The sequence below is a fragment of the Ewingella sp. CoE-038-23 genome (assembly GCF_040419245.1).
GTDB classification, from domain to species: Bacteria; Pseudomonadota; Gammaproteobacteria; order Enterobacterales; family Enterobacteriaceae; genus Ewingella; species Ewingella allii.
This window is the reverse complement of sequence record NZ_JAZHOH010000001.1, coordinates 4,065,182-4,091,961: the sequence shown is the minus strand read 5'-3', so window position 1 is coordinate 4,091,961 and position 26,780 is coordinate 4,065,182. Positions and strand designations below refer to the sequence as shown.

At 54.5% G+C, this 26,780-nt stretch carries 23 protein-coding genes and 1 riboswitch; of the genes, 17 read left to right on the top strand and 6 right to left on the bottom strand.

All coding sequences use genetic code 11. From position 1 onward, the window contains the following. Positions 1–87: 87 nt before the first annotated feature. Positions 88–798 carry a UTRA domain-containing protein gene (locus tag V2154_RS19630; RefSeq protein ID WP_353503533.1) on the bottom strand — a complete coding sequence of 237 codons (711 nt, stop codon included), beginning with the start codon at positions 796–798 and terminating at the stop codon, positions 88–90. A gap of 201 nt (positions 799–999) precedes the next feature. Here V2154_RS19630 and V2154_RS19625 point away from each other — a divergent pair, with 201 nt between their 5' ends. The 8 genes from V2154_RS19625 (at position 1,000) to V2154_RS19590 (ending at position 8,637) form a co-directional block, all read left to right on the top strand. Continuing rightward, positions 1,000–2,058: an ABC transporter substrate-binding protein gene (locus tag V2154_RS19625; protein WP_353503532.1), complete on the top strand. Its 1,059-nt coding sequence runs from the start codon at positions 1,000–1,002 to the stop codon at positions 2,056–2,058. A gap of 61 nt (positions 2,059–2,119) precedes the next feature. Continuing rightward, positions 2,120–2,917: an alkaline phosphatase family protein gene (locus V2154_RS19620; protein ID WP_353503531.1), complete on the top strand. Its 798-nt coding sequence runs from the start codon at positions 2,120–2,122 to the stop codon at positions 2,915–2,917. A gap of 25 nt (positions 2,918–2,942) precedes the next feature. After that, positions 2,943–3,782, top strand: a complete 840-nt coding sequence (locus tag V2154_RS19615) for an ABC transporter permease (RefSeq protein WP_034793495.1) — start codon at positions 2,943–2,945, stop codon at positions 3,780–3,782. Between the two features lie 29 nt (positions 3,783–3,811). Continuing rightward, positions 3,812–4,597, top strand: coding sequence for an ABC transporter permease (locus V2154_RS19610; RefSeq protein ID WP_353503530.1), 786 nt, complete (start codon positions 3,812–3,814; stop codon positions 4,595–4,597). 2 nt (positions 4,598–4,599) lie between these two features. Further along, on the top strand, positions 4,600–5,592 hold the full coding sequence (locus V2154_RS19605) for an ABC transporter ATP-binding protein (RefSeq protein WP_353503529.1): 993 nt from the start codon (positions 4,600–4,602) through the stop codon (positions 5,590–5,592). After that, on the top strand, positions 5,589–6,245 hold the full coding sequence (locus V2154_RS19600; RefSeq protein WP_353503528.1) for an HAD family hydrolase: 657 nt from the start codon (positions 5,589–5,591) through the stop codon (positions 6,243–6,245). The genes V2154_RS19605 and V2154_RS19600 overlap by 4 nt, the downstream gene beginning before the upstream one ends. Positions 6,246–6,260: 15 nt before the next feature. Next, positions 6,261–7,916, top strand: coding sequence for a Na/Pi cotransporter family protein (locus V2154_RS19595; protein ID WP_353503527.1), 1,656 nt, complete (start codon positions 6,261–6,263; stop codon positions 7,914–7,916). 235 nt (positions 7,917–8,151) lie between these two features. Beyond that, positions 8,152–8,637, top strand: coding sequence for an ureidoglycolate lyase (locus tag V2154_RS19590; RefSeq protein ID WP_353503526.1), 486 nt, complete (start codon positions 8,152–8,154; stop codon positions 8,635–8,637). A gap of 53 nt (positions 8,638–8,690) precedes the next feature. Here V2154_RS19590 and panS read toward each other — a convergent pair whose 3' ends face one another. Both panS and lysC read right to left on the bottom strand, forming a co-directional pair. Beyond that, positions 8,691–9,632: a ketopantoate/pantoate/pantothenate transporter PanS gene (gene panS / locus V2154_RS19585; protein ID WP_353503525.1), complete on the bottom strand. Its 942-nt coding sequence runs from the start codon at positions 9,630–9,632 to the stop codon at positions 8,691–8,693. Between the two features lie 134 nt (positions 9,633–9,766). Beyond that, a complete protein-coding gene (lysC, locus tag V2154_RS19580) occupies positions 9,767–11,155 on the bottom strand; it encodes a lysine-sensitive aspartokinase 3 (protein WP_353503524.1) in 1,389 nt (462 codons plus the stop codon). Between the two features lie 107 nt (positions 11,156–11,262). Next, positions 11,263–11,457, bottom strand: a riboswitch (Lysine riboswitch). Between the two features lie 240 nt (positions 11,458–11,697). Between lysC and pgi the strand changes: the two genes are divergently transcribed. From pgi to ubiA, 4 genes are all read left to right on the top strand, one after another. After that, entirely contained in the window at positions 11,698–13,344 is a 1,647-nt protein-coding gene (pgi, locus tag V2154_RS19575) for a glucose-6-phosphate isomerase (protein WP_353503523.1), read from the top strand. Between the two features lie 151 nt (positions 13,345–13,495). Next, complete coding sequence (gene psiE / locus V2154_RS19570) at positions 13,496–13,903, top strand: phosphate-starvation-inducible protein PsiE (protein ID WP_034793488.1); 408 nt, start codon at positions 13,496–13,498, stop codon at positions 13,901–13,903. 112 nt (positions 13,904–14,015) lie between these two features. After that, positions 14,016–14,552, top strand: a complete 537-nt coding sequence (ubiC, locus tag V2154_RS19565; protein WP_353503522.1) for a chorismate lyase — start codon at positions 14,016–14,018, stop codon at positions 14,550–14,552. Further along, the gene (ubiA, locus tag V2154_RS19560) at positions 14,552–15,463 is read left to right on the top strand and encodes a 4-hydroxybenzoate octaprenyltransferase (protein WP_353503521.1); all 912 of its coding nucleotides are present in this window, start codon (positions 14,552–14,554) and stop codon (positions 15,461–15,463) included. The genes ubiC and ubiA overlap by 1 nt, the downstream gene beginning before the upstream one ends. 91 nt (positions 15,464–15,554) lie before the next feature. On the opposite strand, the gene plsB is transcribed toward ubiA, so the two are convergent. Next, complete coding sequence (gene plsB, locus V2154_RS19555) at positions 15,555–18,035, bottom strand: glycerol-3-phosphate 1-O-acyltransferase PlsB (RefSeq protein ID WP_353503520.1); 2,481 nt, start codon at positions 18,033–18,035, stop codon at positions 15,555–15,557. A 164-nt stretch (positions 18,036–18,199) separates the two neighbouring features. On the opposite strand from plsB, the gene V2154_RS19550 reads away from it, so the two are divergent. The 4 genes from V2154_RS19550 to V2154_RS19535 all read left to right on the top strand — a co-directional run bounded on the left by V2154_RS19550 (position 18,200) and on the right by V2154_RS19535 (position 21,294). After that, entirely contained in the window at positions 18,200–18,568 is a 369-nt protein-coding gene (locus V2154_RS19550) for a diacylglycerol kinase (RefSeq protein WP_353503519.1), read from the top strand. 118 nt (positions 18,569–18,686) lie between these two features. Next, a complete protein-coding gene (gene lexA, locus V2154_RS19545) occupies positions 18,687–19,295 on the top strand; it encodes a transcriptional repressor LexA (protein ID WP_034793478.1) in 609 nt (202 codons plus the stop codon). Between the two features lie 240 nt (positions 19,296–19,535). Then, on the top strand, positions 19,536–20,897 hold the full coding sequence (gene dinF / locus V2154_RS19540; RefSeq protein ID WP_353503518.1) for an MATE family efflux transporter DinF: 1,362 nt from the start codon (positions 19,536–19,538) through the stop codon (positions 20,895–20,897). A 187-nt stretch (positions 20,898–21,084) separates the two neighbouring features. Beyond that, on the top strand, positions 21,085–21,294 hold the full coding sequence (locus tag V2154_RS19535; protein ID WP_034793474.1) for a CsbD family protein: 210 nt from the start codon (positions 21,085–21,087) through the stop codon (positions 21,292–21,294). A gap of 158 nt (positions 21,295–21,452) precedes the next feature. Here V2154_RS19535 and zur read toward each other — a convergent pair whose 3' ends face one another. Together zur and V2154_RS19525 are read right to left on the bottom strand one after the other, a co-directional pair. Continuing rightward, entirely contained in the window at positions 21,453–21,962 is a 510-nt protein-coding gene (gene zur, locus V2154_RS19530; protein ID WP_353503517.1) for a zinc uptake transcriptional repressor Zur, read from the bottom strand. Between the two features lie 120 nt (positions 21,963–22,082). Continuing rightward, positions 22,083–23,285 carry an ROK family protein gene (locus tag V2154_RS19525; RefSeq protein ID WP_353503516.1) on the bottom strand — a complete coding sequence of 401 codons (1,203 nt, stop codon included), beginning with the start codon at positions 23,283–23,285 and terminating at the stop codon, positions 22,083–22,085. 110 nt (positions 23,286–23,395) lie between these two features. On the opposite strand from V2154_RS19525, the gene V2154_RS19520 reads away from it, so the two are divergent. Further along, positions 23,396–26,683, top strand: a complete 3,288-nt coding sequence (locus V2154_RS19520) for a DUF5107 domain-containing protein (RefSeq protein WP_353503515.1) — start codon at positions 23,396–23,398, stop codon at positions 26,681–26,683. Positions 26,684–26,780: the final 97 nt, after the last annotated feature.

Genomic DNA, 26,780 nt, shown 5'->3' with positions numbered 1-26,780 from the left:
CTGCGTTAGCTGCCGAAATCCGACCTGGTCACTTACTGGTGTAAGCTCCTGGGGCGGATTTCGTTGCCGTATCAATTCACTTCCACATCAATTCACTTCCACATCAATAAGTAACGCGTCATACCGCCAATACTCCAAGTCACAGTCAATCACCCGGTCGTGCTGATCGCGGTTGGTTCGGGTGATAAACAGCGCTGGGCTGCCGGGGGCGACTTTTAAGGCCGAAGAAGCATCTTCTGGCAGCCGAGTGGGGAGCATATCGAAACGCACTCGCCCATAGCTCATCCCATACTTTGATGCATAAAGGTCAGTCAGCGACTGGGTTAAGTCGACATTTAAAATCTGCGGGAAATACTTAGGATTGAGGTAGTGCTCGACATACAGCACCGGGCGGCCATCAATGTAGCGCAGGCGACGAATGCAATATACCGCGCTTTTCGCCGGTAACGACAGCTTTGAACATACCGCGTCACTGGCAATTAACTCTTTAGCATCAATCACTTCTGTTTTTGCACTGCGCCCTTGTTCTCTTGCCATGGCGTGGAAGTGGCTGCGCTGTAGCGGGTTATAAACAATCCGCGGCGGAGAAACAAACCAACCCCGCCGTACCTGACGGTAGATCAAACCCTGACCTTCAAGCTGGCTCAGCGCCTCGCGCAGGGTGATGCGGGTCGTTGCAAATTGTTCACTTAGCTGGCGTTCTGAGGGCAGGCGGCCCTCCGCCGCAAATAGGCCGGACGCGATGTTTTCACTCAATCTCAGACAGATCGCAGCCACGGTGGTAAGCGGTTCACTCATTGCAACAGGCCTCATTTAAGTGCGTTTTTGCACCAGCACGGCGAATCAGTGCTGAATTATTGTGCGCTTGTTAACAGCTTGCGCCTTAAAAATGCTGGTTTTTCGCACTGTAATATAATTATCACAATTGATCGTTAGATTGGCTTGGTTCTTGCTGGACTAGACCAGCACTCACACACACTACCATCCGGAGCATCCGTTATGAAACAGTTGTTCGCTTCAGTGTTAACCAGCGCCTTGGTTCTTTCTACTTCATCGGCGTTTGCCGCTGAACCTCCAGCAGAACTGGTCAAAGCCGCGCAGGCCGAAGGGACTGTCAACAGCGTCGGGATGCCTGACTCTTGGGCAAACTGGAAAGACACGTGGGCCGCGTTGAGCAGCCAATATGGGTTGAAGCATAGCGATACCGATATGAGCTCGGCACAAGAAATCGCGAAATTCGCTGCTGAAAAAGATAACGCCAGCGCGGACATCGGCGACGTGGGTGCAGCATTTGGCCCGGTTGCAGTGCAAAAGGGCGTGACTCAGCCATATAAACCGACCACCTGGAATGATGTTCCGGCGTGGGCGAAAGACAAAGATGGTATGTGGGCACTCGCTTACACTGGCACCATCGCTTTTATTATCGATAAGTCGCAGGTGAAAGATGAGCCGCACAGCTGGGCTGACCTGCTGAAAGGCAACTACAAAGTGACTATCGGTGACGTCGGTACCGCCGCTCAGGCCGCCAACGGCGTGCTGGCAGCGACTTACGCCATGGGCGGTAATGAGAAGAACCTCAAACCGGGTCTGGAATTCTTCGGCAAATTGGCCAAAGCGGGCCGTCTGGGCCTGAGCGACCCGAGCATCGCGTCATTGGAAAAAGGCGAAGTGCAGGTTGGCATTGTGTGGGACTTCAACGGCCTGAACTACCGCGACCAGATCGACAAAACGCGCTTCGACGTGCTGATCCCCTCTGACGGCACCATCACTTCCGGCTACACCACCATCATCAACAAATTCGCTAAACACCCGAACGCCGCAAAATTGGCGCGCGAATACATCTTCTCTGATGCTGGCCAAATCAACCTGGCTCGCGGTTATGCGCGTCCAATCCGTGCAGACAAAATTACTCTGCCAGACGACGTGAAGGCCAAACTGTTACCTGCCAGCGAATACAAAAATGCTCACCCAATTGCTGATCCAGAAGCTTGGGATAAGAGCGCGAAAACTCTGCCGCGCCTGTGGCAAGAGAACGTGATGATCAACATGCAGCAATAATAAAAACTCATCACTTCAAACGGTTAACTTTTTAAAACATCAGCAACAAGGCAACGATTCAATGAAAAGCATTCTGGTGGTACTTGACGGTCTGAATTATCAGGTCGCTCGCGATGCAATGGGATATTTACAGGCACAGTGCGCTGCTGGACGCGGCCGCTTGTATCAACTGGAATGCGAATTACCTTCATTGTCACGGCCTTTGTACGAGTGCATTCTCACCGGCATGACGCCGGTTGAGAGCGGCATCGTGCACAATCATGTTGATAGACTTTCGACACAGCGCAGTATTTTCCATTATGCCCGTGACGCCGGTTTAACCACCGCGGCGGCGGCCTACCACTGGGTGAGCGAGCTGTATAACCAGACGCCGTTTGACCCACCGCGTGACCGCCACACCAGTGACGAAAAACTGACTATCCAGCACGGGCATTTTTATTATGACGATGCTTATCCAGACTCCCATCTTTTCGACGATGCAGAAAGCCTGCGCCGCCGCTATGATCCTGATTTCCTGCTAATTCACCCGATGAATATCGACGACGCGGGCCACAAGTTTGGCCTCTCCACGCCGCAGTATCGCAACAAGGCGCGCAACGCTGACGGCATTCTCTCCCGCTTCTTGGGGGACTGGTTGGCCGCCGGGTATCAGGTGATTGTCACCGCCGACCACGGCATGAATGACGACCGCAGCCACGGCGGTATCTTGCCGGAAGAGCGTCAGGTGCCGCTGTTTGTCTTCGGCTCAGCCTTTAGTTTGCAGGATGCCGCGCCGCTGCAAACTGAACTCTGTGGAACGGTGTGCCAGCTATTGAATATTGCCCACGACAAACCGCATTGCGCGGACTTGTTGGCTTAAACCCGTCACTGCTTGAGGAGTGCCGATGAAAGCCAAGTGGATAGCTGCGTTATTCATGTTGCCGTTTGCCGTGTTTTTTATCGCGTTTCAGCTGGCCCCGCTGGTTTGGGTGGCGGTCAGCAGTTTTTACAGCGACACCTACGAGGCGTGGGGGTTTGGCAACTACTCCGATATCCTGACCTCGCCTTTCTACTTGCAGGCCATGCGCTTCTCGCTGGATATCTCAATCTGGTCCAGCGTGTTCGGTTTGTTGATTGCGTTGGTGAGCAGTTACTCACTTCGCCAGCTAGGCCGCACCAAGCTGCATGACTTTGTCATGTCGTTTACCAATATGACCAGCAACTTTGCCGGCGTGCCGCTAGCCTTTGCCTTTGTCATTTTGCTGGGTCTGAACGGCTGCCTGACTTTGCTGCTGAAGAAATACGGTCTGATGGAGAGCTTCAATCTCTATTCGCGCGACGGCCTGATTGTTCTTTATACCTATTTCCAAATCCCGCTCGGCGTTCTGCTGCTCTACCCGGCCTTTGACGCGCTGCGTGAAGATTGGCGCGAGTCCGCCGCGCTGCTCGGCGCGGGCCGCTGGCGCTACTGGCGTCATATCGGCTTGCCGGTGATGTTCCCGGCGCTGATGGGCACTTTCGTCATTCTGCTGGCCAACGCGCTGGGAGCCTATGCGACGGTGTACGCGCTGACCAACGGTAACTTTAACGTGGTGCCGGTGCGAATTGCCGCGCTGGTGTCAGGTGATATCTCTCTCGACCCGAATATGGGCAGTGCTCTGGCGATGTTGCTGGTGGTGCTGATGGTGTTTATCACGCTGATTCATCAATGGTTATTGCGCAGGAGCTATCTGAATGTGCGCTAAAAATAGGGTTGATTGCCGGGAGGGGTGCCATGTCTCGCATTGAAGGGGCTTACCACCGCCTGATTGTTTGGATTTTGATGGTGCTCCTGCTGTTGCCGCTGGCCGCGACGCTGATTTATGCCTTAGTCAGCGAGTGGGGCGCGACCATCTTACCGAGCGGTTTCACCTTGAAATGGATGGTGGCGCTGTGGAGCGATCCGCGTTTCCTGATAGCGCTAGGGCATTCGCTGCTGATCTGTTTTGGCACGCTGCTGCTGTCGCTGGTGCTCATCTTGCCGCTGATGTTTGTAATTGCTTACTATTTCCCTAAGCTCGACACGCTAATGAACATCTTGATTCTGCTGCCGTTTGCGGTGCCGCCGGTAGTCTCCTCGGTTGGGCTAATGTCGCTCTATTCGTCCGGGCCTTTTGCCATGACCGGCACGCCGTGGATCCTGATTGGCTGCTACTTCACCATCGCCTTGCCGTTCATCTATCGGGCGATATCTAACAATATGCAGGCGATAAACCTGCGTGACCTGATGGACGCCGCGCACCTGCTGGGCGCCAGCACCTGGAAAGCCGCGCTGCTGGTTATTCTGCCCAACCTGCGTAAAGGCGGCATGATCGCCGTGCTGCTGTCGTTCTCCTTCTTAATCGGCGAGTTCGTCTTCGCCAACCTGTTGGCCGGAAGCCGCTACGAAACGCTACAGGTTTATCTTTTCAACATGCGCAATGGCAGCGGCCACTTCACCAGCGCATTGGTTATCTCCTATTTCGTGGTAGTCCTGATTTTCACCTGGATTGCTAACGTGCTGAACAAGGAAAAGAGCTGAAAATGTCATATTTACAGGTCACTAAACTCAATAAGCATTACGGCCAGACGCAGATTTTCAACGACATTGATTTCAGTGCGAAAGAGGGCGAATTCGTCACCTTACTGGGGCCGAGCGGCTGCGGGAAATCCACGCTGCTGCGCTGCCTCGCGGGGCTGACCTCGGTAGACAGCGGGCAGATTATTTTGCAGGGACAGGACATTGTGCCCCTCAGCCCGCAAGAGCGCGGCATCGGCATGGTTTTCCAGAGCTACGCGCTGTTCCCAAATATGACTGTCGAAGGCAACGTGGCTTTTGGCCTCAAGATGCAGAAATTGTCTGCCAATGAAATTCATCGCCGGGTGGGTGACGTGCTGGCACTGGTGGAAATGAACGATTACGCCAAGCGTTACCCGCACCAGCTGTCGGGCGGCCAGTGCCAGCGCGTGGCGTTGGCGCGCTCTTTGGTGACGCAGCCGCGCCTGCTGCTGCTCGACGAACCTCTCTCCGCGCTGGATGCCCGTATTCGCAAACACCTGCGTGAGCAGATCCGCCGCATTCAGCGCGAATTGAACCTGACGGCCATTTTCGTCACCCACGATCAGGAAGAAGCCCTGACCATGTCCGACCGAATCGTGCTGATGAACAAAGGTCAGATTGTGCAAAACGCCGATGCTGAAACCCTATATACCGAGCCGGTGAATGCCTTTGCCGCCGGGTTTATCGGCAGTTATAACTTACTGACTGCGCAACAGGCGCAGGCGCTGACCGGCCAGCAGTATGGCGGTCAGGTGGCAATTCGCCCTGAATCGATTGTATTATGTGCACCTGAACAGGGCATTTCAGCCCGAATTTTGAATCATAGCCTGTTGGGAAGCGTGGTGCGTTATCGCGTTTTGGCGAACAATGTCGAGCTTTCCGTGGATGTGTTGAACCGTTCTGTGGCCTCTCTCCTCGCCGATGGCATTGAAATTGGTCTACAGTTAGATCTTGTTACGTTACGGGAAGTTGCATGAGTCTGGCGCTGTTTGATCTCGATGAAACCCTGATTAGCGGCGACTGTTCCAGCCTGTGGTCAGCCTTTATGGTGCAGCAGGGATGGGTGGAAAATGAGCAGGCATTCCTGCAACGCGACGCCTACCTGATGCAGCAATACGCCGTGGGTCAGATGGATATGCAGGAGTACATGAATTGTACCCTTGAGCCACTGCAAGGTCGCACCCAGCAAGATGTTGCGCAGATGGTACAACGTTATATTCATGAAGTGATTGCTCCACGCGTATACAATGATGCTCGCGAATGTTTGGCCCGTCACCGTGCGAACGGTGATCGCACGGTGGTGATTTCCGCCTCGGGCGAACATTTAGTTGCGCCAATAGCCCGCTTCCTTGGCGTTGACGAAACATTGGCGATTGGTGTCGGCATCGAAAATGGGATTTTCACCGGCACGACGCAAGGCGTGATGACCTACCGCGAAGGTAAGGTGACGCGGCTGATGGCGCTGATTAATCAGGACGCTGCCCAGCTGCAACATGCCAGTTTTTACTCGGACTCACATAATGACTTGCCGCTGCTTACCAGGGTGGGTCATCCGAATGTGGTGAATCCGGACGCTATCCTGCACCAACACGCCCGGCAGGCAGGATGGCCTGTTTTTGCCTGGCGTTAACGGAGCTGTTCTTTAGTGTTAACTCTTCTGCATTTGTTGTCTGCTGTTTCACTTTTAGTTTGGGGTACGCACATTGTGCGTACTGGCATCATGCGCGTTTTTGGTGCCAATCTGCGGCGAGTTCTCAGCAATAGCGTGGAGAAAAAACCTCTGGCCTTTGTGGCGGGGATTGGTGTTACCGCGCTGGTACAGAGCAGTAATGCCACGGCATTGCTGGTGACCTCCTTCGTTTCACAGGGGCTGGTGGCCCTTTCCCCTGCGCTGGTGATTATCCTCGGCGCGGACGTCGGCACTGCGCTGATGGCGCGCGTACTGACCTTTGACCTGTCGTGGCTCTCGCCGCTGCTGATTTTTGTCGGCGTCTCCTTCTTCCTCAGCCGTAAACAGACCCGCGCCGGGCAGATGGGCCGCGTGGGGATTGGCCTTGGGCTGATCCTGCTGGCGCTGGAGCTGATTGTCTCTGCCGCGACGCCTATCACGCAGGCGTCGGGCGTCAAAGTGCTGTTCTCGTCGTTGACCGGCGATGTGATCCTTGATGCCCTGACCGGCGCAGTTTTTGCCATTGTCAGTTACTCCAGTTTGGCGGCGGTGCTGCTGACAGCCACGCTGGCGGCGACCGGGGTGATTTCGCTGAAAGTCGCGCTCTGTCTGGTGATTGGTGCCAACCTCGGCAGTGGCTTGCTGGCGATGATCAACGCCAGCAAACAGAATGCCGCTGGCCGCCGCGTGGCGCTCGGCAGCGTGCTGTTCAAGCTGATTGGCTGCGTCATTGTGCTGCCTTTTATCGGCCCGCTCTCGGGGCAACTGGCGCGTTTAGGCATTCCGGACGAAGAGTTGGTTATCTATTTCCACATGTTCTACAACCTGATCCGCTGCCTGGCGATGGTGCCGCTTTCTGGCCCAATGGCTCGGGTGTGCGAACTGATGATAGCCGACGCGCCGGAAGAAGATCCGCGCCTGCGCCCGCGTCACTTGGATGTCAGCGCGCTGGATACTCCGGCACTGGCGCTGGCCAATGCCGCCCGCGAGACGCTGCGCATGGGCGACGTGGTGGAGCATATGCTGATCCTCAACCATGAAGTGATGCACGGCAAACTGGCGCAAGACCGCGAAGTGCGCCGTTTGGATGATGACGTGGATGTGCTTTACACCGCCATCAAGCTCTATCTGGCGCAGATCCACAAAGAGGATTTGGGCGAAGATGACTCGCGCCGCTGGGCGGAAATCATCGAAATGGCGATGAACCTCGAACAGGCTGGCGACATCATTGAGCGCATGACGGCGGACATTGCGGCGAAATCCCATGCGGCGCGCCGGGCCTTCTCGCCGGAAGGGCTGACCGAGCTGGATTCCCTGCACGAAAAGCTAGTGGATAACCTCCGTCTGAGCCTGTCGGTGTTCCTGTCGAATGATTTGACCAGCGCCCGCCGCCTGCGCCGTTCCAAGCATCGCTTCCGCCTGCTGGACCGCCGCTACGCCCACGCGCACGTTGACCGTCTGCATCAGCATAATGTGCAGAGCATCGAAACCAGCTCGCTCCACTTGGGCCTGCTAGGCGACATGAAGCGTCTTAACTCGCTGTTCTGCGCCGTGGCCTATAACGTGCTGGACAAAGACGCGCAGGAAGACGATGAGCGCGACTCCGATGACGCCGTAACCCTAATGAAATAAGCCTCTTCAAGCCGCGCGAAGCTTAGCTTTCGCGTGGCTTTCTTCCCGCTTCCCCCTGCATTTCCTCTCAAACCTTAAGCTGCTTTTTATCCTATTGCGCAATAAATGTGCGAATGATCGCTGTTATGGAAAATATTTCCAATAATATGTTTAAGCACACTCACGCGCGGTGTAGCGCAGGTTTTGGCCCGTGGAAAGTCCCGATGGATGGACCCCCTCTCGCAAAAGGAAATGTATGGAACTGAAAGTCAGCAGGCTCACAAGCGAAGCGTTTTCGCCCTACGGTGAGGTTATCAAAGTGGAGGGAAATGATTTCTTCCACATCAATGATGGCCAGACCGAGCGATATCACGACCTGATTGATATTGAAATTATTGACGGCAAGCCGGTACTGATGAGTATTAATCGCTCTCAGCCCGCGCCGCTGCCGATCCAGATTTCCGTGCTGGAGAAGCACCCGCTGGGCAGTCAGGCCTTTATGCCGCTGAAGGGGGAACCTTTTGTGGTGATTGTTGCGGAGGCGGGGGAACATGTGCGGCTCGAAACGCTGAAAGCCTTTATTACCAATGGCTCGGAGGGGGTGAACTATCGCCGGGGGGTTTGGCATCACCCGCTGTTTGCTTATCAAACCGTGACTGACTTCCTGACCATAGATCGCGGCGGTACGGACAATTGTTTAGTGGAGGAGTTACCGGAGCTTTGTACGTTAGTTTTTGAATAGCTTTTCATACTGACCAGCAGCCCGCCTGACTATTAGCGGCGGGCTGCTCGCTCTTACTTGCTCACTTTGTGAGTGCGCTTCGCGTCATCCACCGGTTTTCCGGACCAGTAGCCCGCCAGCAGGGAACCCGACAGATTGTGCCAAACCGAGAACAGTGCGCCCGGCAAGGCGGCCAGCGGGGTGAAGTAGATTTTACCCAGCGTGGCGGCCAGACCTGAGTTCTGCATGCCGACTTCCATCGCCAGCGTGCGGCAGGTGGTTTCGTCAAAGCCAAACAGCTTGCCGCCCCAGTAGCCGCTCAACAGGCCGATGGCGTTATGCAGGATAACCGCCACGATAACCACCAGACCGACCGAGCCGATAAAGCCCTGACTGCCTGCCACCACGGCGCTGATGATGGCGACGATGCACACCATCGAGAAGACCGGCAGCAGCGGCTCGATGCGTTTGACGGTTTTGGTAAACAGGTGATGAATAACTAAACCGGCGAAAATAGGGATAACCACAATCTGCAAGATGCTCAACAACATGCCGACCACGTCCACTTTGATATGGGTATCGACATACAGGCGGGTGAGCAGCGGGGTGGCAAACACGCCAATCAGCGTCGAGACGGCGGAAATGGTCACTGACAGCGCGACATCACCTTTCGCCAGATAAATCATCACGTTGGACGCGGTGCCCGAGGCCACGCTTCCCACCAAAATCATTCCTGCCGACAGGTCTGCGGGCATATGGAACAGCTTCGCCAGAACCCACGCCGCCAGAGGCATGATCAGATAGTGCAGGAAAGTCGCGGCGGCCACCGGCGCCGGGCGAGACAGCACGCGCTTAAAGTCGCCGAATTCCAGCGTTACGCCCATAGCAAACATAATCAGCATCAGGAGGGTGGTGACGTGCGGCCCGATGGGCGTAAAAGTGCTGGGAGAGTAGTAGGCAGCGACGGACAGCAGCACTGCCCACAGCGGGAACAGGCGAGTTATTTTGGCTAACATGTGGAGGATCCTTGTTTTCTAGTTATGTGATGTTGTGGGTCAAAATTTGCCATAGCGTTTTGGTTGTAGCACAGAACGATGTGCATAAAAAAGCCGGGCGCAGGGCCCGGCTGATCAGCACACCGCGCCGAAGATTATTCGAATAGGTTGCGGTGTAGAGTAGTAATGACTTGGTCGGCGTCGTTGCCCGGCACCAGGAAGCACAGGTTGTAGCTGCTTGCGCCGTAGCAAATCATGCGGATGTTGAACGGATCGAGCACCCCAAACACCTCTTTGCCAACGCCGCTTGCCTGAGACAATTTATTGCCAATCAGGGCAATCAGCGCCAGGTTTTCTTCCACTTCCACGCGGCACAGTGAAGACAACTCGGTCAGTAGCGAGGTGGTCAGCAGGCTGGCACCGGAAGAGGTTGAACCCGTGGTGTCCAGCGTTAAGGCCACGCTGACTTCGGAGGTGGTGATCAGGTCGACCGACACATTGTGGCGCGCCAGAATGCCAAACACTTCGGCGAGGAAACCGTGTGAATGCAGCATGCTCAGGCTGTGCAGAGTGACCAGCGTCTGTTTGCGGCGCAGGGCCAGCGCGCGGAACAGCGGCGGATTCACCGTGGTGTTACACACCAATGTGCCGCCCGCAGCCGGGTCTTTGCTCGAACCAACAAATACCGGAATACCGCGACGCACCGCTGGAAGCAGCGTTGCCGGGTGTAAGACTTTCGCGCCGAAGGTCGCCATTTCAGCGGCTTCTTCGAAAGTAATGCGATCAATGCGTTTAGCCGCCGGAACCACGCGGGGGTCAGTGGTGTAGATGCCCGGCACGTCTGTCCAGATATCCACGCGAGCGACGCTCAGAGCCTCACCCAACAGGGCTGCCGTGTAGTCGCTGCCGCCGCGGCCCAGCGTGGTGGTGCGGCCTTTGGCTTCCGCACCGATAAAGCCCTGAGTTACCACTAAGGCTTCCTGAATGCGCGGTTGCAGTTGTTGCAACGCCAGCTCAGACAGGGCGTCGGTATCCGGCTCGGCTTTGCCGAAATGCTCATTGGTACGCATGACTTTACGCACGTCGAACCATTCTGCGGCGACATTGCGCTCACGCAGAATTTCCACAAACAGCAGGGTGGACATCAGTTCGCCGTGGCTAACCAGTTCATCGGTCAGTGCCGTCGAGGTCGCAAGGCTTGTCGCTTCTGACAGCATGCTAATGTTTTCCAGCATGCGGCCAATCTCTTCGCGGATCACGTCAGGTTTATTCAGGCGATCGATGATGGCGGACTGAATCCGGCGAATTTCATCCAGCAGAAATACCCGGCGTTCGGCGTCTTTACCCTGCGCGAGTTCAACCAACAGGTTAGTGATCCCCGCCGAGGCTGATAGTACGACCAGACGGACATTTGGGTTGGAGAGAACCACATCGGCGCTGCGATTCATGGCGTCGTAATCCGCTACGCTGGTGCCGCCGAATTTGGCGACAACGGTGTTGCCCAAGGGCTGGGGATTCGCGTTGCGGGATACTGCGTAATTCATGGTAAACCTCGTGTCACGGACGTTGGACCTTCAACATCCACTTAATTCCATAAGAATTGGCACAAGAGGGAGAGCGGGAGAGGGGGCAGACGTAGAAATGCTACGATACACCCAGAAGCGCCCCACCTTGCCAATACCCTTGTTACGGGTATATCTCGGTGACAACCCAGAGGATTCAGCCCCTGTGGTCGATCCGCAGCTTGCCGTAAGCTTTAGACCTCGGCGTCGCACCCCCTGATGTACCCTCGTTGGATTTCGGCTCCTCCGATACACTTCCTGGGCGACGCGCCTCTTCTGGCTCAAATGGCGCATTTAACGCGCACATAGGAGTTAGGCGCTTAGGAATAACGGGTTATTGCCTCCCTGTCAACGGTAAGCAGCCTTACATCGGTACATTTTGAGCAATTGCCATCTAATATTGTTTTCTGTCATGGTTAAACGACAGTTATGACCTATCGCAAGAAAAGGCATCTCATCTCAGGTATAACGGGATACAATCATGTTAGTTACGTCACATTTATTCTCAGCCTAAGAGCATTGCTATGAAAAATATCAATCCAACTCAAACCGCTGCCTGGCAAGCGCTGCAGCAGCATTTCGATACGATGAAAGATGTGCAGATTAGTCATCTGTTTGCTGAAGATGGCGACCGTTTCACCAAGTTCTCTGCGACCTTCGAAGACCAAATGCTGGTCGACTTCTCTAAAAACCGCATTACCGCCGAGACGTTGGACAAGCTGCAAGCCCTGGCCAAAGAGACCCAGCTGCAAGATGCAATCAAATCGATGTTCTCCGGTGAGAAGATCAACCGTACTGAAGACCGCGCCGTGCTGCACGTCGCTCTGCGTAACCGCAGCAATACCCCAATCGTGGTGGATGGCAAAGACGTCATGCCTGAAGTCAACGCGGTGCTGGCGAAAATCAAAGGCTTCACCGAGCGCGTGATTGGCGGCGAGTGGAAGGGTTACACCGGTAAAGCCATTACTGACGTGGTCAACATCGGTATCGGTGGTTCTGACCTCGGCCCGTTCATGGTGACCGAAGCGCTGCGCCCGTACAAAAACCATCTGAATATGCATTTCGTCTCCAACGTTGACGGCACCCACATCGCCGAAGCGCTGAAAGACCTCTCCCCAGAAACCACCCTGTTCCTGGTCGCTTCAAAAACCTTCACCACGCAAGAAACCATGACCAACGCCCATAGCGCGCGCGATTGGTTCCTGAAAACTGCCGGTGATGACAAGCACGTAGCGAAACACTTCGCCGCCCTGTCTACCAATGGCAAAGCGGTGAGCGAGTTTGGTATCGACACTGACAACATGTTCGAGTTCTGGGACTGGGTTGGCGGTCGTTACTCACTGTGGTCTGCTATCGGCCTGTCGATTGCCCTGTCCGTTGGTTTCGAAAACTTCGAACAACTGCTCAGCGGCGCACACGCTATGGACAAACACTTTGCAGAAACCCCAGCAGAGAAAAACCTGCCGATTTTGCTGGCGCTGATTGGTATTTGGTACAACGATTTCTATGGCACCGAAACCGAAGCAATCCTGCCATACGACCAGTACATGCATCGCTTTGCGGCTTACTTCCAGCAGGGCAACATGGAGTCCAACGGTAAGTACGTTGACCGTAATGGCAACCCAGTGGATTACCAGACTGGCCCAATCATCTGGGGTGAGCCGGGCACCAACGGCCAGCACGCCTTCTACCAGCTGATTCATCAGGGGACCAAAATTGTTCCTTGTGACTTCATCGCGCCCGCTATCAGCCATAACCCGCTGAGCGACCACCATGCCAAGCTGCTGTCTAACTTCTTCGCACAAACAGAAGCGCTGGCGTTTGGTAAATCACTGGACGTGGTAGAGCAAGAGTTCGCAGAACAAGGCAAAAAGCCGGAAGACGTGAAACACGTTGCGCCATTCAAAGTGTTTGAAGGTAACCGCCCAACTAACTCCATCCTGTTACGTGAAATCACGCCATACAGCCTGGGTGCGTTGATCGCGATGTACGAGCACAAAATCTTCACTCAGGGCGCAATCCTCAATATCTACACCTTCGACCAATGGGGCGTGGAATTGGGCAAACAGCTGGCAAACCGTATCCTGCCAGAACTGAGCGGCAATGAAGAAGTTAAGGGCCACGATAGCTCCACCAATGGTCTGATTAATCGCTTCAAAAACTGGCGTTAATATTTAGCCATCTTTCGCATTTTCTTGGCGGAAGTTGCATTAAATTAAAAGGGTCGGCCATGAGTGGCTGGCCCTTTTTTTATCGCGCTTTGCTATGGCTGGCGCTGTGGTATTCTGCTCGGACAATTAACAAAAGTGGGACATAGATCACATGGCTGGCTCAAAACGCGCGATGATGATATCCGTCATTATGCAACGAATTATGAACGTCTTTTTATTGGGGCTGGCAGCGATTTTGACGCTGTTCCTTGGCCGTGAAACCTATCATTTGGCGCTGGTGTTGTTCGTCAATAATGACGAATCCTCCTCCTATTTGCTGATTGAAGGTATCGTCATTTACTTCCTGTACTTCGAGTTTATCGCTTTGATTGTGAAGTACTTCTCCTCGGGATATCACTTCCCGCTGCGCTATTTTATCTACATCGGCATCACGGCCATTATTCGTCTGATTATTGTGGATCACAAAAGTCCGTACGATACGCTGGTCTACGCCTGTGCCATCCTGGTGCTGGTGGTCACGCTGTTCCTGGCAAACAGCGAAAGGCTGCGCCGAGAGTAGTACAGAGTAAGGATTCGCCCGCAAGTCGATTACTGCCGGAACATTCTGCGTTAGAATGCGAGGCTGATGATTAATAGGGGCGCGTAATGCGTCCCTGCTACGGAGTCCATTCATGTCTGAGTCCCATTCCCCTGCACAACCCCCAATTCACTGGTTTGACGACACGCAAGATGTCCCCGCCGACGTTGCCGACTGGCTGATGGAAATGGGCTCGATGACCCGTCGCTTTGAGCAGCAGGGCGTTACCGTGACGGTACAGCCAAAGCGCGAATGCTTTGTCACGCGTGAAGAGCTGGGGGAAAGCGAAGCCGACCAACTGCCGGTGAGCGCACGATATTGGATCCGCGAGGTCGTACTGTTTGGTGATGACGAGGCGTGGCTGCTCGGGCGCACCGTGATCCCTGAAGAAACCCTGACCGGCCCTGATTTAGCGCTGGTGGACTTAGGCACCGTGCCGCTGGGCCGCTATCTTTTCGGCGGCAACAATATGACGCGCGATTATATTCATCTCGGCCAATTGCCGCTGGAAGAGGGTGACCTGTGGGCTCGGCGTTCTCGCCTGCGCCTCTCGGATAAGCCGCTGTTGCTGACCGAAGTTTTCCTGCCGAACTCTCCTGTTCACCGTCCTGAAAACAAGGTGCAGGGCTAATGGCTCAGTTAAATCAACAAGAGGGAACCAAGGTGTCTGCTAGCCTGCCACAGGGCACTTGGCGCGATTATTGCCGCCTGATGCGAATTGATAAACCTATTGGCTCGCTGCTGCTGCTCTGGCCAACGCTGTGGGCGTTATGGCTGGCCGGCGGCGGCATGCCGTCGATGAAGATCTTGCTGGTCTTCGTGCTGGGCGTATTCTTCATGCGCGCTGCGGGTTGCGTGGTAAATGACTACGCCGACCGTAAGTTCGACGGCCACGTGAAACGCACGGCTAACCGCCCGCTGCCAAGTGGCGTCATTAGCGGCAAACAGGCCAAGATGCTGTTTGTTGGGCTGGTGCTGGCGTCCTTCCTGCTGGTGCTTACCCTTAATCGCATGACGATTTTGCTGTCCTTGGCCGGGCTGGCGCTGGCGTGGATCTACCCCTTTGTTAAGCGCGTCAGCAATTTGCCGCAGGTGGTATTGGGCGCAGCGTTCGGCTGGTCCATCCCGATGGCCTATGCCGCAGTGAGTGAAGCCGTTCCGCTGAGCTGCTGGCTGCTGTTCGCCGCCAATATTTGTTGGACGGTGGCTTACGACACCCAATACGCGATGGTCGATAGAGACGATGATTTGAAGATTGGCGTGAAGTCCACGGCGATACTTTTTGGCCGTTTCGACAACCTGATCAACGGCATTTTGCAGCTCGTCATGCTGGCACTGCTGGCGGTAGTCGGGCATTTAACCCAGCTGGGCGCGCCTTTCTATTGGTCTTTGTTGCTGGCCGCCGCGCTGTTCGCCCATCAGCACAAACTGACCGCGAAACGCGACCGCGATGCCTGCTTCCTGGCTTTCCGCCAAAATAACTATGTCGGGCTGGTGCTGTTCCTCGGCATTCTAATGAGCTTATCCCAGTTTAGCTTCTAAGCCGTCTCGCTGGCTAAGCGCCATAAAAAACGCCCGGTTCTTGTTAAGAGAACCGGGCGTTTTGTTTGTGATTCGCTGAACTTAGCGAGCCTTAGTGGTCGGTGTCACGCACGTCGACTTTAGGTTCCGCCAGCGGCTCGGAAGGCTGCGGCAGCTCGGACGGCATGCCCGCACTTTCGATAGTCAGCTTGATTTCCGGCGTCATTAAATCACTCAGAATGGTGTAAATCTCACGCGTATGTTCCGGGATCGCATCGCCGATATCATTGATGAAACCCTCGGCACGCAGAGTGCCAACCAGCGTGGTAAAGACGGCTTTATCGAAGAACTCCGGCGCATTGATACCGTGCAGAACCGACAGGCGCTGAGCCATAATCCGACTCTCTTTTTCCAAGGCTCCACGGCTGATGCTCGGGTTATTGGTCAACAGAGAGAGGGTGATGGCGTAGCGTTGCAGCGTTTCACGCACACCGGCGGCCAGCAGTTGCAGCGGGCGAATGCGCGCCGGGTTCAGCGATAGCGTTTCGCCATCGAGCTTAATCAAGCCCTGACGGGCCAGTTCGGCGCTGAGCACTTCCAGCAGTGCTGGCAACTGTTCTTTGCTGTAGTGCATGAACAGTTCGGCTTTCATCATTGGGAAAATCAATTCAACCTGACGCAGCAGTTCTTGGCTGCTCACCGAACGGTGATGCATGACAATGCTGGCAATCAGCGACGGCAACACCAGCATGTGGTGAATGTTGTTGCGGTAGTAAGTCATCAGCACGGCCTGCTCGCGCGGCAGTACAATGATGTCACCAATGTTGTCTTTCTCGACTTCGAACTTGTTCATGTTCAAGGCGTGATCGAGCAGCTGGGCAGCCGTCAAATCTGGCACGGTAGAATCTTCAGCGTAAGGCACGTTGCGCAGCAATTGCAGGTAGCAATCGAGTTGCTCGGTTAACTGCTCACGGGTGAGTGAACGTTGACGCGACGCCAGCAGCGCGGTACAGCACAAGTTCATCGCGTTAGCTGCCGCGGAATTGTTGATGCGTACCATGATTTTGTCAGCCAGATCCTGCACCGTCGGGGTCAGCCAGCTTGGGCGCTGCGCTTCGATTGGGTCGATAGCATCACGCCAGGTTGGGACATTCTGGTTCAGGTAAGTGGTGAGATGCAGCGGCTCGCCGAAGTTAACGTAGCCCTGACCCAAGTTACGCAGTTTGCGTAACCCGTTGATCATCTGCATAAAACTTTCTTTCTCTTTGGTCGCGCCGCGCAGCTCTTTGGCGTAAGTCCCCACTTCCATCACGTGCTCATAACCGATGTAAATCGGCACCAGCGTGATAGGGCGAGATCCGCCGCGCAGCATGGCCTGAATGGTCATCGCCAGCGTGCCGGTCTTTGGCTCAAGCAGGCGCCCGGTGCGCGAACGGCCACCTTCGACGAAGTATTCAACCGAATAGCCACGGGTAAACAGCTCGCCGAGATATTCGCGGAATACCGTGGAGTAGAGCTTGTTACCTTTGAAGGTACGGCGAATAAAGAAGGCACCCAAACGGCGGAAAATCGGGCCAGCGGGCCAGAAATTCAGGTTGATCCCGGCAGCGATGTGCGGCGGCACCAGACCTTGATGGTAAAGCACGTAAGAGAGCAGCAGGTAGTCCATGTGACTGCGGTGGCAGGGAACATAAACAATCTCCTGACCATCTTGCGCCAGCTGGCGAACGCGCTCGGCGTTATGCACGTTGATGCCTTTATAGAGGCGGTTCCACGTCCAGCTCAGCACGCGGTCGGACAGACGCACGGCTTCATAAGAGAAGTTCGCCGCAATCTCTTCCATCAGTTCGATGGCGTTCTGCTGGGCTTTCTCGTGAGAAATCTTCTTGCTACGCGCTTCGTCTTCCACCGCTTTTTCGATGGCTTTCGAAGCTAACAGCTTGTTGAACAACTCCTGACGCACTGGCAGACGCGGACCGACGGCGGCCAGACGTTGGCGTGAGAAGTGCATACGCGCCACGCGAGCCAGCTTCTGTGCGATGGTTTTGTCCGTGCCGTGTTCAGTGGCCATGTAGCGCAGAGAAACGGTATTGGAGAAACGCACAAAGCTATCGCGGCCCAGCCACAGCACGGCAAAGAACTTCTGTATGCCGTTCAACACGCGCAGGTGCGGAGTCTGCTGTCCTTCACGCCCCGGCGCACGGCCAAACATCACCGATACTGGCAACATTTGGATGTCGAGATCGGGATTGTTGCGATGCAAATCGAGATAGTCGTGGAACAGTTTTATCGACTCAATTTTCGGCGTGTAATAAGTGAAAACGCGAGGGCCTTCAGCGATAAAAACGTGGCTCGGCAGTTGAACGCCGTCGATTTCCAAAGGAATAAGGGGATCAGGCAGATTCTGCGCCAGGCACTGGGTGCGTAACGTCAGTAAATCCGCTTTCGAATGGTAAGGTAAAACATACAAGATCGGGCGCGTCGGATCTAAGCGCAACTCGGTAACCGGATCTGTAGGGATAACCTTGCTCTTTACCAGCAATTTTAGTGGTAAATTCAATAAGGTATAATAAAGTCTACGCCAACCTGACATAAAAAACGTGAAGCCTCTTGTTAGCAAATCGCCGCAAGGATACCAGAAACCAGAATCGAGTTCTGTTTGTTGCGTTAACGGCGATATTTGTCACCCTGAATGGTTTTGAGTATAAAATGCTGCCAATACTCTGTCCGCCAAAACTCTGTTAAGACGCATAACACATGAAAAATGAATCAACGGGCCTAATTCGTATCGTTAAGGCCGCCGGCTATTCCCTCAAGGGATTGAGTGCTGCCTGGAAAAACGAGGCGGCCTTCCGTCAGGAAGTGATAGCCGTTCTGCCCTTCATCATACTGTCATTTTTCCTCGATGTGACTAGCGTCGAGCGTATTTTATTAGTGGGCGTCTTGGTACTGGTGGTGATTGTCGAATTATTAAATAGCGCCGTCGAAAGCGCGATTGACCGCATCGGCCCTGAATTCCATGTCCTGTCCGGGCGCGCCAAAGATTTTGGATCGGCCGCGGTACTTTTGAGCATCATACTGGCGATTTTCACCTGGGTCAGCGTCTTTTGGCCGCGTTGGTTCTAAAGCGGAATACAGATTCCAGATTTCACTTTAGCACTGGTTTTTATGCACTCTTAGGTTTTCATTCCCTAGTTACCTGTATATACTCACAGCAATACTGTATAAACAATCAGGGGGCGGAATGAAAGCTTTAACAGCCAGACAACAAGAGGTTTACGACCTCATTCGCGAACATATATCCACCACGGGTATGCCGCCGACTCGTGCAGAAATTGCCACTCGTCTGGGGTTCCGCTCGCCAAATGCCGCGGAAGAACACCTCAAAGCCCTGCAGCGCAAAGGCGTGATTGAAATCGTCTCTGGCGCATCACGCGGCATTCGCTTGCTAATGGAAGAAGAGGAAGGTTTACCACTGATTGGCCGCGTCGCCGCCGGTGAGCCTCTTTTAGCTCAGCAACATATCGAAGGCCACTATCAGGTTGATCCTGCCATGTTCAAGCCTAGCGCCGACTTCTTGCTGCGCGTTAGCGGGATGTCTATGCGGGATATCGGTATTCTCGACGGCGATCTGTTGGCGGTTCACAAAACTCAGGATGTACGTAATGGGCAAGTTGTCGTTGCGCGCATTGATGATGAAGTGACGGTTAAACGCTTGAAAAAGCAGGGTAGCGTCGTGCAACTGCTGCCAGAGAACAGCGACTTCGAGCCGATCGTGGTTGACCTGCGCGAGCAGAGTTTCAGCATTGAAGGCTTGGCTGTTGGCGTTATCCGTAACGGCGACTGGATCTAATCCTTTCTGCTGGCAAGGCTCGGTACTCGCCCTTCCTGAAAGTACTGCCGGGCTTTTGCTATAGACATTTGCCACAAAGCTAGCTGTCGCCTTACGGTGGTCTCACGCCGTGACACTGCGCCCCTTGATTGGGGCGTTGTTGTTTAAGCAGATCGCTGTTTTTTATAAAAAGCGTTGATGCCGAAACGCCGAATTACGCCAGGTTGACCTCTTGTTCTACATCCTCAGCATGGGACCTCTATGCCTCAGCATCCCTTTCGACAAGCATTAAGCCGCACCTTCCTCAGCCGTGAGGACAAAGCCTTATGGAAACTGGCTTTACCAATGATTTTCTCCAACATTACCGTCCCGCTATTAGGTTTGGTGGATACCGCCGTTATCGGCCATCTCGACAGCGCGGATTATCTCGGCGGCGTAGCGGTCGGCGCGATGGTGACGACCTTCCTCTTCATGATGCTGCTGTTCTTGCGCATGAGCACCACCGGCCTGACTGCTCAGGCCTTGGGTGCCAAAGATAACCTGCTGCTAGCCCGTGCTTTTGTACAACCTTTCCTGTTAGCGCTGCTGGCGGGCATTTTAATCATGTTGCTGCGCACGCCGCTGATGGATCTGGCCTTTCAGGTGGTCGGCGGCAGTCAGGCCGTGCTGGAGCAGGCGCGGCTGTTTATTGAAATACGCTGGTTAAGCGCCCCGGCTTCTCTGGCAAATTTGGTGATCCTCGGCTGGCTGCTGGGCATCCAGTATGTGCGTGGCCCTGTTCTGCTGCTGATTGTCGGCAACGTGCTGAATATTGTTCTGGATATCTGGCTGGTGATGGGGCTGGGCTTGAACGTGCGCGGTGCGGCCATTGCCACGGCCTGCTCGGAGTACGTCACATTGGCGCTAGGGTTGTGGCTGGTATGGCGGATGATGGCGCAAAAAGGCATTGATTTTGCCCTGCTACAGCAGGCGTGGCGGGGCAACCTGCGGCGCTTACTCAGCCTCAATCGTGACATCATGCTGCGCTCGCTGCTGCTGCAAGTCTGCTTTGCCTCCCTGACGGTAATTGGTGCGCGACTGGGCGGGCATATCGTGGCGGTGAACGCCGTGTTGATGAATTTGCTGACCTTCACCGCCTTCGCCCTCGATGGCTTTGCCTATGCTGTGGAAGCCCACTCGGGGGAAGCCTTTGGCGAGCGCAACCGTGAGAAGTTGTTACGCGTTTGGCACGCGGCGTGTCGTCAGGCAGGGGCTGTGGCGCTTGGCTTTGCGCTGTTCTATGGCCTGGCCGGGCAGCAGATTGTCAGCATGCTGACCTCTTTACCTGACATCCGCCAGCTGGCTGATCAATACCTGGGCTGGCAGGTGGTTCTGCCGCTCATCGGCGTCTGGTGTTATCTGCTAGATGGCATGTTCGTCGGCGCAACGCGGGGCCGCGAGATGCGCAATAGCATGGCCGTGGCAGCTCTGGGTTATGGCCTGACGCTGTTCACTCTGCCATGGCTCGGCAACCATGCTTTGTGGTTGGCGTTGGCCGTGTTTCTCGCGTTAAGAGGTTTGTCGTTAGGCTGGGTGTGGCGTAGATATTGGCAAGGCGATCGCTGGTTTACTAAGGCGGAGTAAAATAAATCGCCGATAAATTTATTAGTGTTTATCGCTATTTAACACTTTGGATTATTCCTAATATTGTGATTTAACGCTGTCGCTTGACCCAAATGCCAAATTCTCTACTACTCTTAGTTATGTGATAAGCACTTAGTGTGTTGAACAAAACACAGAAACCTAAACCACGGTAGTAGGAGAATTGATTATGAATAAGGACCAAACCGAAGGTAACTGGAAGCAGTTCAAAGGCAAAGTGAAAGAGAAATGGGGCAAGCTGACGGACGATGATCTTACTGTTGTAGAAGGTAAGCGCGATCAGCTGGTCGGTAAGATCCAAGAGCGCTACGGTTACAAGAAAGAAGAAGCTGAGAAAGAGCTGAAAGCGTGGGAAACGGATAACAAGTATCACTGGTAAATCGCAACTTCCCCGTGCGTAACGGTGATAATGCATCCTGAAAAAATGCTGCTCCTACCCGGATAGCTTTCAGGATGCAGGGTACAAGGACGTACCGCCTTTATTATTTATTTACTGATCTAAATTTACTTATCTAAACTCATTTATCTAAAGCGGTATTAGCGCTTTTTAGTCACAATACTGTGGTCATGCTCGCAATGTTCATGGCTGTCGCAAAGCTCTACCACTTTACAATCCCCGCACAAACCATGCGCTTCCACCACGGAATGCCGCAATTCAAACCCTGATTCTACTGCCAATTTTGCCAATCTCTCTTCGATGCCGTCCGTGGTCTTCTCTGTGACCAATCCGCAGCGATCGCAGATAAACAGCGCAGAGGTGTGGCTCGGCTCTTCGAAATGATGGCACAGCACGTAGCTGTTGGCCGATTCAACGCGGTGAATAAAGCCTTGTTCCAGCAGGAAATCCAGCGCACGGTAAACGGTGGGTGGCTTGGCCTGTGGCTCGCTAATTCTCAGTAAATCCAGCAGATCGTAAGCACTAATGGCACCGGGTTGCTGCGTCATCAGGCGCAACACTTCCAGACGCTGTGGCGTTAAACGCACATTACGCTTCTGGCAAAGTTTTTCGGCCTGTGAAAGAAGTTGATCCGGATTGTTCAGGGTCATAAGAAGTTTCTCTGAGTACGATGCTGGGTTGAACGCTTACGAGCAAGCGAACGATGATTTTACCATGCTTCGCGTAAATCGCCGAATTATGCGCCATTGCAGTAAACATCCTGCAGTTATTCAGACGCGATTTTCTAGCGCTTGTTCCACATACAAATAACCAATTCCCATGATTTGCTGCTCGCGGCTGAGCGTCCCAAGGCCAATATGCGTGGCCTGAGTCTTCACGCTGTCGGTTTTATCGAAGGGGTTTAAGCCACTCTGTTCCAATACCGTGCTCAGCCAGGCCTCGCCAAAACCGCAGCTGCGGCCATAGAGATGGATTTGGTTGATATTGAGAATATTCAGGAAGTTATACAAGCTCAGCCCCAAGGCGCGCGCCGCCGCAAACACCATGACGCGCAGGTTTTCATCCCCCTGATGGTAGCTTTCGATAATTTCCTGAGTGGTCGGGGTGCGCAGGGCGGATTTATCAGCCGCCGCCGCGCCATTTTTCAGCAGCATCCGCGCTTTTTTCTTCATGGCGGAGAGCGAGGCGATAGTCTCCAGACAGCCATATCGCCCGCAAGAGCAGAGGCTGCCGTCGGGGTCGATAATGGTGTGCCCGATTTGGCCGCTGCCAAATAGATTGCCACGATAAATCTGCTGGTTGATAACAAATGAGGAGCCAATGCCGTAATCTACATTGATAAAGCAAAAATCACGCTGAATTTCAGTGTGTTGCCATTTTTCTGCTAAAGCCAGCATAATGCAGTCGTTATCCATCAAAATTTCAGTATGGAGCTTCTCCTCCAGTAAATATTTAATCTCTATTGCACTGTCCCACGGGGCCTGCGGCATGTTCTGCGAGACGCCGGTGGTGGGATTAACCTGCCCGTGAATCGACAGCGCAAGGCTGAGGTTTCTTCCCCGATATTGTTTGCGATAGTCATGAAACAGGCGTTCTATCTCATTAAGCAGCTCACTGGGTGTTTTCACTGCGATTTCACTCAGGCGAAATTCGCTTTTTGCCGTGATAAGCCGATCAACCAGAATACTTTCAATGCGATAGGGTGAGACATTCATGCACAGAATATCGCTGTCTTCCACCGCCACTTGATAGCTGCCACCGCCTAATCCTCGCGAATGCAGATTCACGTCGCTATGAACCACTCGCCCCTCTTCCTGCAACTCATTAAGGATCTTGCCGACGGCCGGAATCGACAGGTTAGACAACCGCGCCAGCGTCGATTTGCTCGCCGTTTTCTCGCGATAGAGCAGGGTCATCAGCACCTTTTTATTGAATTCCCTGACCCGAAGATTGTTCAAACCCTTAAGTTGCATTCACTAAACTCCGCTTACTGAATTGCGTGACGGTAGCGCATTAATTAGCCGCTTTCGCTGCGTAGACTCACGAAATTGAACTTTTCAGTATTCATTGGTGAGAGGAACGCATGAGCGGAAATGTAAAAGTCTGGCAGGAACAGGTCGAATTACCGACGTATCTCACGGGAAAACAGGATACCCATCCGATGTTTTTAGCCCATCGGGTCTACCAAGGTTCTTCGGGCAATGTCTATCCGTACGGCGTGACTGATCAACTGACGGGCGAGAAGCAGATGCAGCCCTATCAGGCGCTCTATCTGGAAAATGATTATCTAAAAATCATGCTGTTACCCGAGCTTGGCGGGCGCGTTCACCGCGCCTGGGACAAGATCAAACAGCGTGATTTTGTCTATCACAACGAAGTGATTAAACCGGCCTTGGTGGGCCTGCTTGGGCCGTGGATCTCCGGCGGAATTGAATTCAACTGGCCGCAGCACCATCGCCCAACCACTTTTATGCCGGTGGATTTCACCTTGCAGCAGCATGAAAACGGCGCGCAAACCGTTTGGATGGGGGAAGTGGAGCCGATGCGCGGCTTGCAGGTGATGACCGGCTTTACGCTCTATCCAGACAAGGCGCTGCTGGAAATTAGCGCCAAAATCTATAACGCCAACCCGACCCCGCGCCACTTCCTGTGGTGGGCTAACCCGGCGGTGAAGGGCGGGGATGATCATCAGAGCGTTTTCCCGCCGGATGTCACCGCCGTGTTCGACCACGGCAAACGGGATGTGTCCTCTTTTCCCATCGCCACCGGCACCTATTACAAAGTCGATTACTCACGCGGCGTGGATATCTCGCGCTACAAGAATATTCCGGTACCGACTTCCTACATGGCGGATAAATCGGCCTATGATTTTGTCGGTGCTTACAGCCACGACGATCGCGGCGGCTTGCTGCACGTGGCGGATCACCATGTCTCGCCGGGCAAAAAGCAGTGGACCTGGGGCAACTGCGCCTTCGGCCTGGCCTGGGACCGCAATCTTACCGACCACAACGGCCCGTACATCGAGCTAATGACCGGCGTCTTCACCGACAACCAGCCGGACTTTACGTGGCTCGACGCCTATGAAGAGAAGTGCTTCGTGCAGAATTTCATGCCCTACAGCGAGCTGGGCATGGTGCAAAACGCCAATACCGACGCCGTGCTCAAATTGCAGCGCGACGGGCAAAAGGTGGAGTGGGGCATCTACGCCGTGGCGCCGCTGCACCAAGCGCGGGTGCTGATCGCCGAGGCCGATGGTGAACAAGTCTTGGTGGATAAAGTCATTAGTCTGCAACCGGGCGAAGTGCTGCATGCCAGCCTGCAAGGGGAGTTCGGCGGGCGGCTTAAAATCAGCCTGCTGGCGGAAAACGGTCGCGAAATTCTGCATTATCTCGAGCATCAGCCGAAGGAAACGCCGCTGCCCGAAGCCGCCAAAGCGCCACTTCCCGCTGACCAAATCCAAACTGCCGAGGAAGCCTGGTTTATCGGCCAGCACCTTGAACAGTACAACCACGCCAGCCATGGCGCGCCAACCTACTATCAGCGCGGGCTGGAACTCGATCCATTGGACTACCGCTGTAACCTGGCGCTGGCGACTCGCGACTATAACCGCAGCAACTTCGCCAGCAGCATTGCCTTTGCCGATAATGCCCTGAGCCGCGCCCATCGCTGGAATAAGAACCCGCAGTGCGGCCTTGCCAGTCTGATCCGCGCCTGTGCTTATGAGCAAACCGACAATCTTGATGCCGCCTATGAAGACTTCTTCCGCGCCATCTGGAGCGGCAACGCCAAGTCTGGCGGCTACTTTGGTTTGGCTCGAATCGCCACCCGCCGTGAGAAATTTGCCGATGCGCTGCAATTTTGCGAGCAGGGTCTGGAAAGCCACGCCAGCCATTACGGCCTGATTGGTCTGAAAGCATTGCTGCTACAACGGGTGGGCGACGCGACCTCTGCCGGGCGCTATCGCCAGCAGCAGTTGCAGCGCTATCCGTTGCACTATCTGCTGCATTTCCTGAACTACCAGCAGCAGCCGAACAGCGAATCTCTGCACGCGCTGCGTAAAGTCACCGGGCAGCGTGGGGAAAGCGCGCTGAATATCGCCACCCAGCTGCTCTCTTTCGGCTTTAACACCCTGGCGCTGGAGGCGCTGGAGTCCGTCGACAGCCGCGAAACTCTGCCGCTCTATGTGCAGGCAAGTCTTGACCCGCACAACCGCCAGTCGCTGGTAAGTCAGGCCCGTCAGGCTTTCCCCGACAATGTTCGCTTCCCGAACAGCGTTGCCGAAGTGCAGATACTTAACAGCTTCACTGATGACGCCTTTGCCCACCACTTGCTGGCCTGTTTCCACTACAGCAAGGGCAATCTACAACCTGCGGTTGCTCACTGGCAGCGCAGCCTTGAGCTTGAACCGGACTTCACCGACGCATGGCGCGGATTGGGGATCCACGCGTGGAATATCGACCATGATGCCGACGCGGCGGCCCGCTACTTCGATAAAGCTTACGCGCTGGCTCCGCACGATGCCCGTCTGCTGTTTGAGCAGGATTTACTGAAAAAACTCACCTCGGCGACGCCGCAAACCCGCCTCGCGCTGCTCGAAAAGCACCTCGATGTGGCGACCCAGCGCGATGATCTAACGGCCGAGCTGCTGGGGCTTTATCACCAAACCGGCAAGTTGCAGCAGGCGGCAACGCTGCTGTCAGAGCGCCAGTTCCATCCGTGGGAAGGGGGCGAAGGGCGTGTCACCGGGCAGTTCTTGTTGAATGCGCAACTGCGGGCGTTTGAATTGCTCAACAGCGGCAAACCGGCAGAGGCGCAGGAGATTTTACTGGCGGCGCAGACCTATCCGCTGAACCTTGCCGAAGGGCGGCTGGTTGGGCAAACCGACAACGACCTTTACTACTGGCTCGGCGTCACTGCCAAACAGCTGGGGCAGCACGGGCAGGCAAAACAGTGGTTCGAGCGCGCCGCGCAGGGTGATAAAGGCATCAGCGAGCGCCGTTATTACAACGACCAGCCGGTGGATTATCTGTTCTATCAGGGCATGGCATTGCGCCAGCTAGACCAGCAAGCCGAGGCTAATCAGCTATTTAGCCAAATGCGCGATTGGGCCGAGCAGGCCAGCGGTGATGTCGTCACCGCCGACTTCTTCGCCGTCTCCTTGCCTGACCTGCTGGTACTCAACGGCGATCGCCAGCTTCAACACAAGGAACATCTGTTATTCGTCAAAGGCTTAGCCGAGTTGGGGGCAGGAGATAACAGTGCAGCGGCCAGCAGCTTGCAACAGGCGCTGGTACTCAATCCGGCCAACAACAAAGCACAGCTTTTCCTACGCCTTGCTGAGCAACAGGAGGGTTTACTAAACGCTGTTTAGTTTAATCCGTGATCGTGATGAATAACTGCACAGCGGGGATGATTTACTTTATCCCCACTGTGTTAACTCATCGAAAACATTTACTTCACAACTAAAA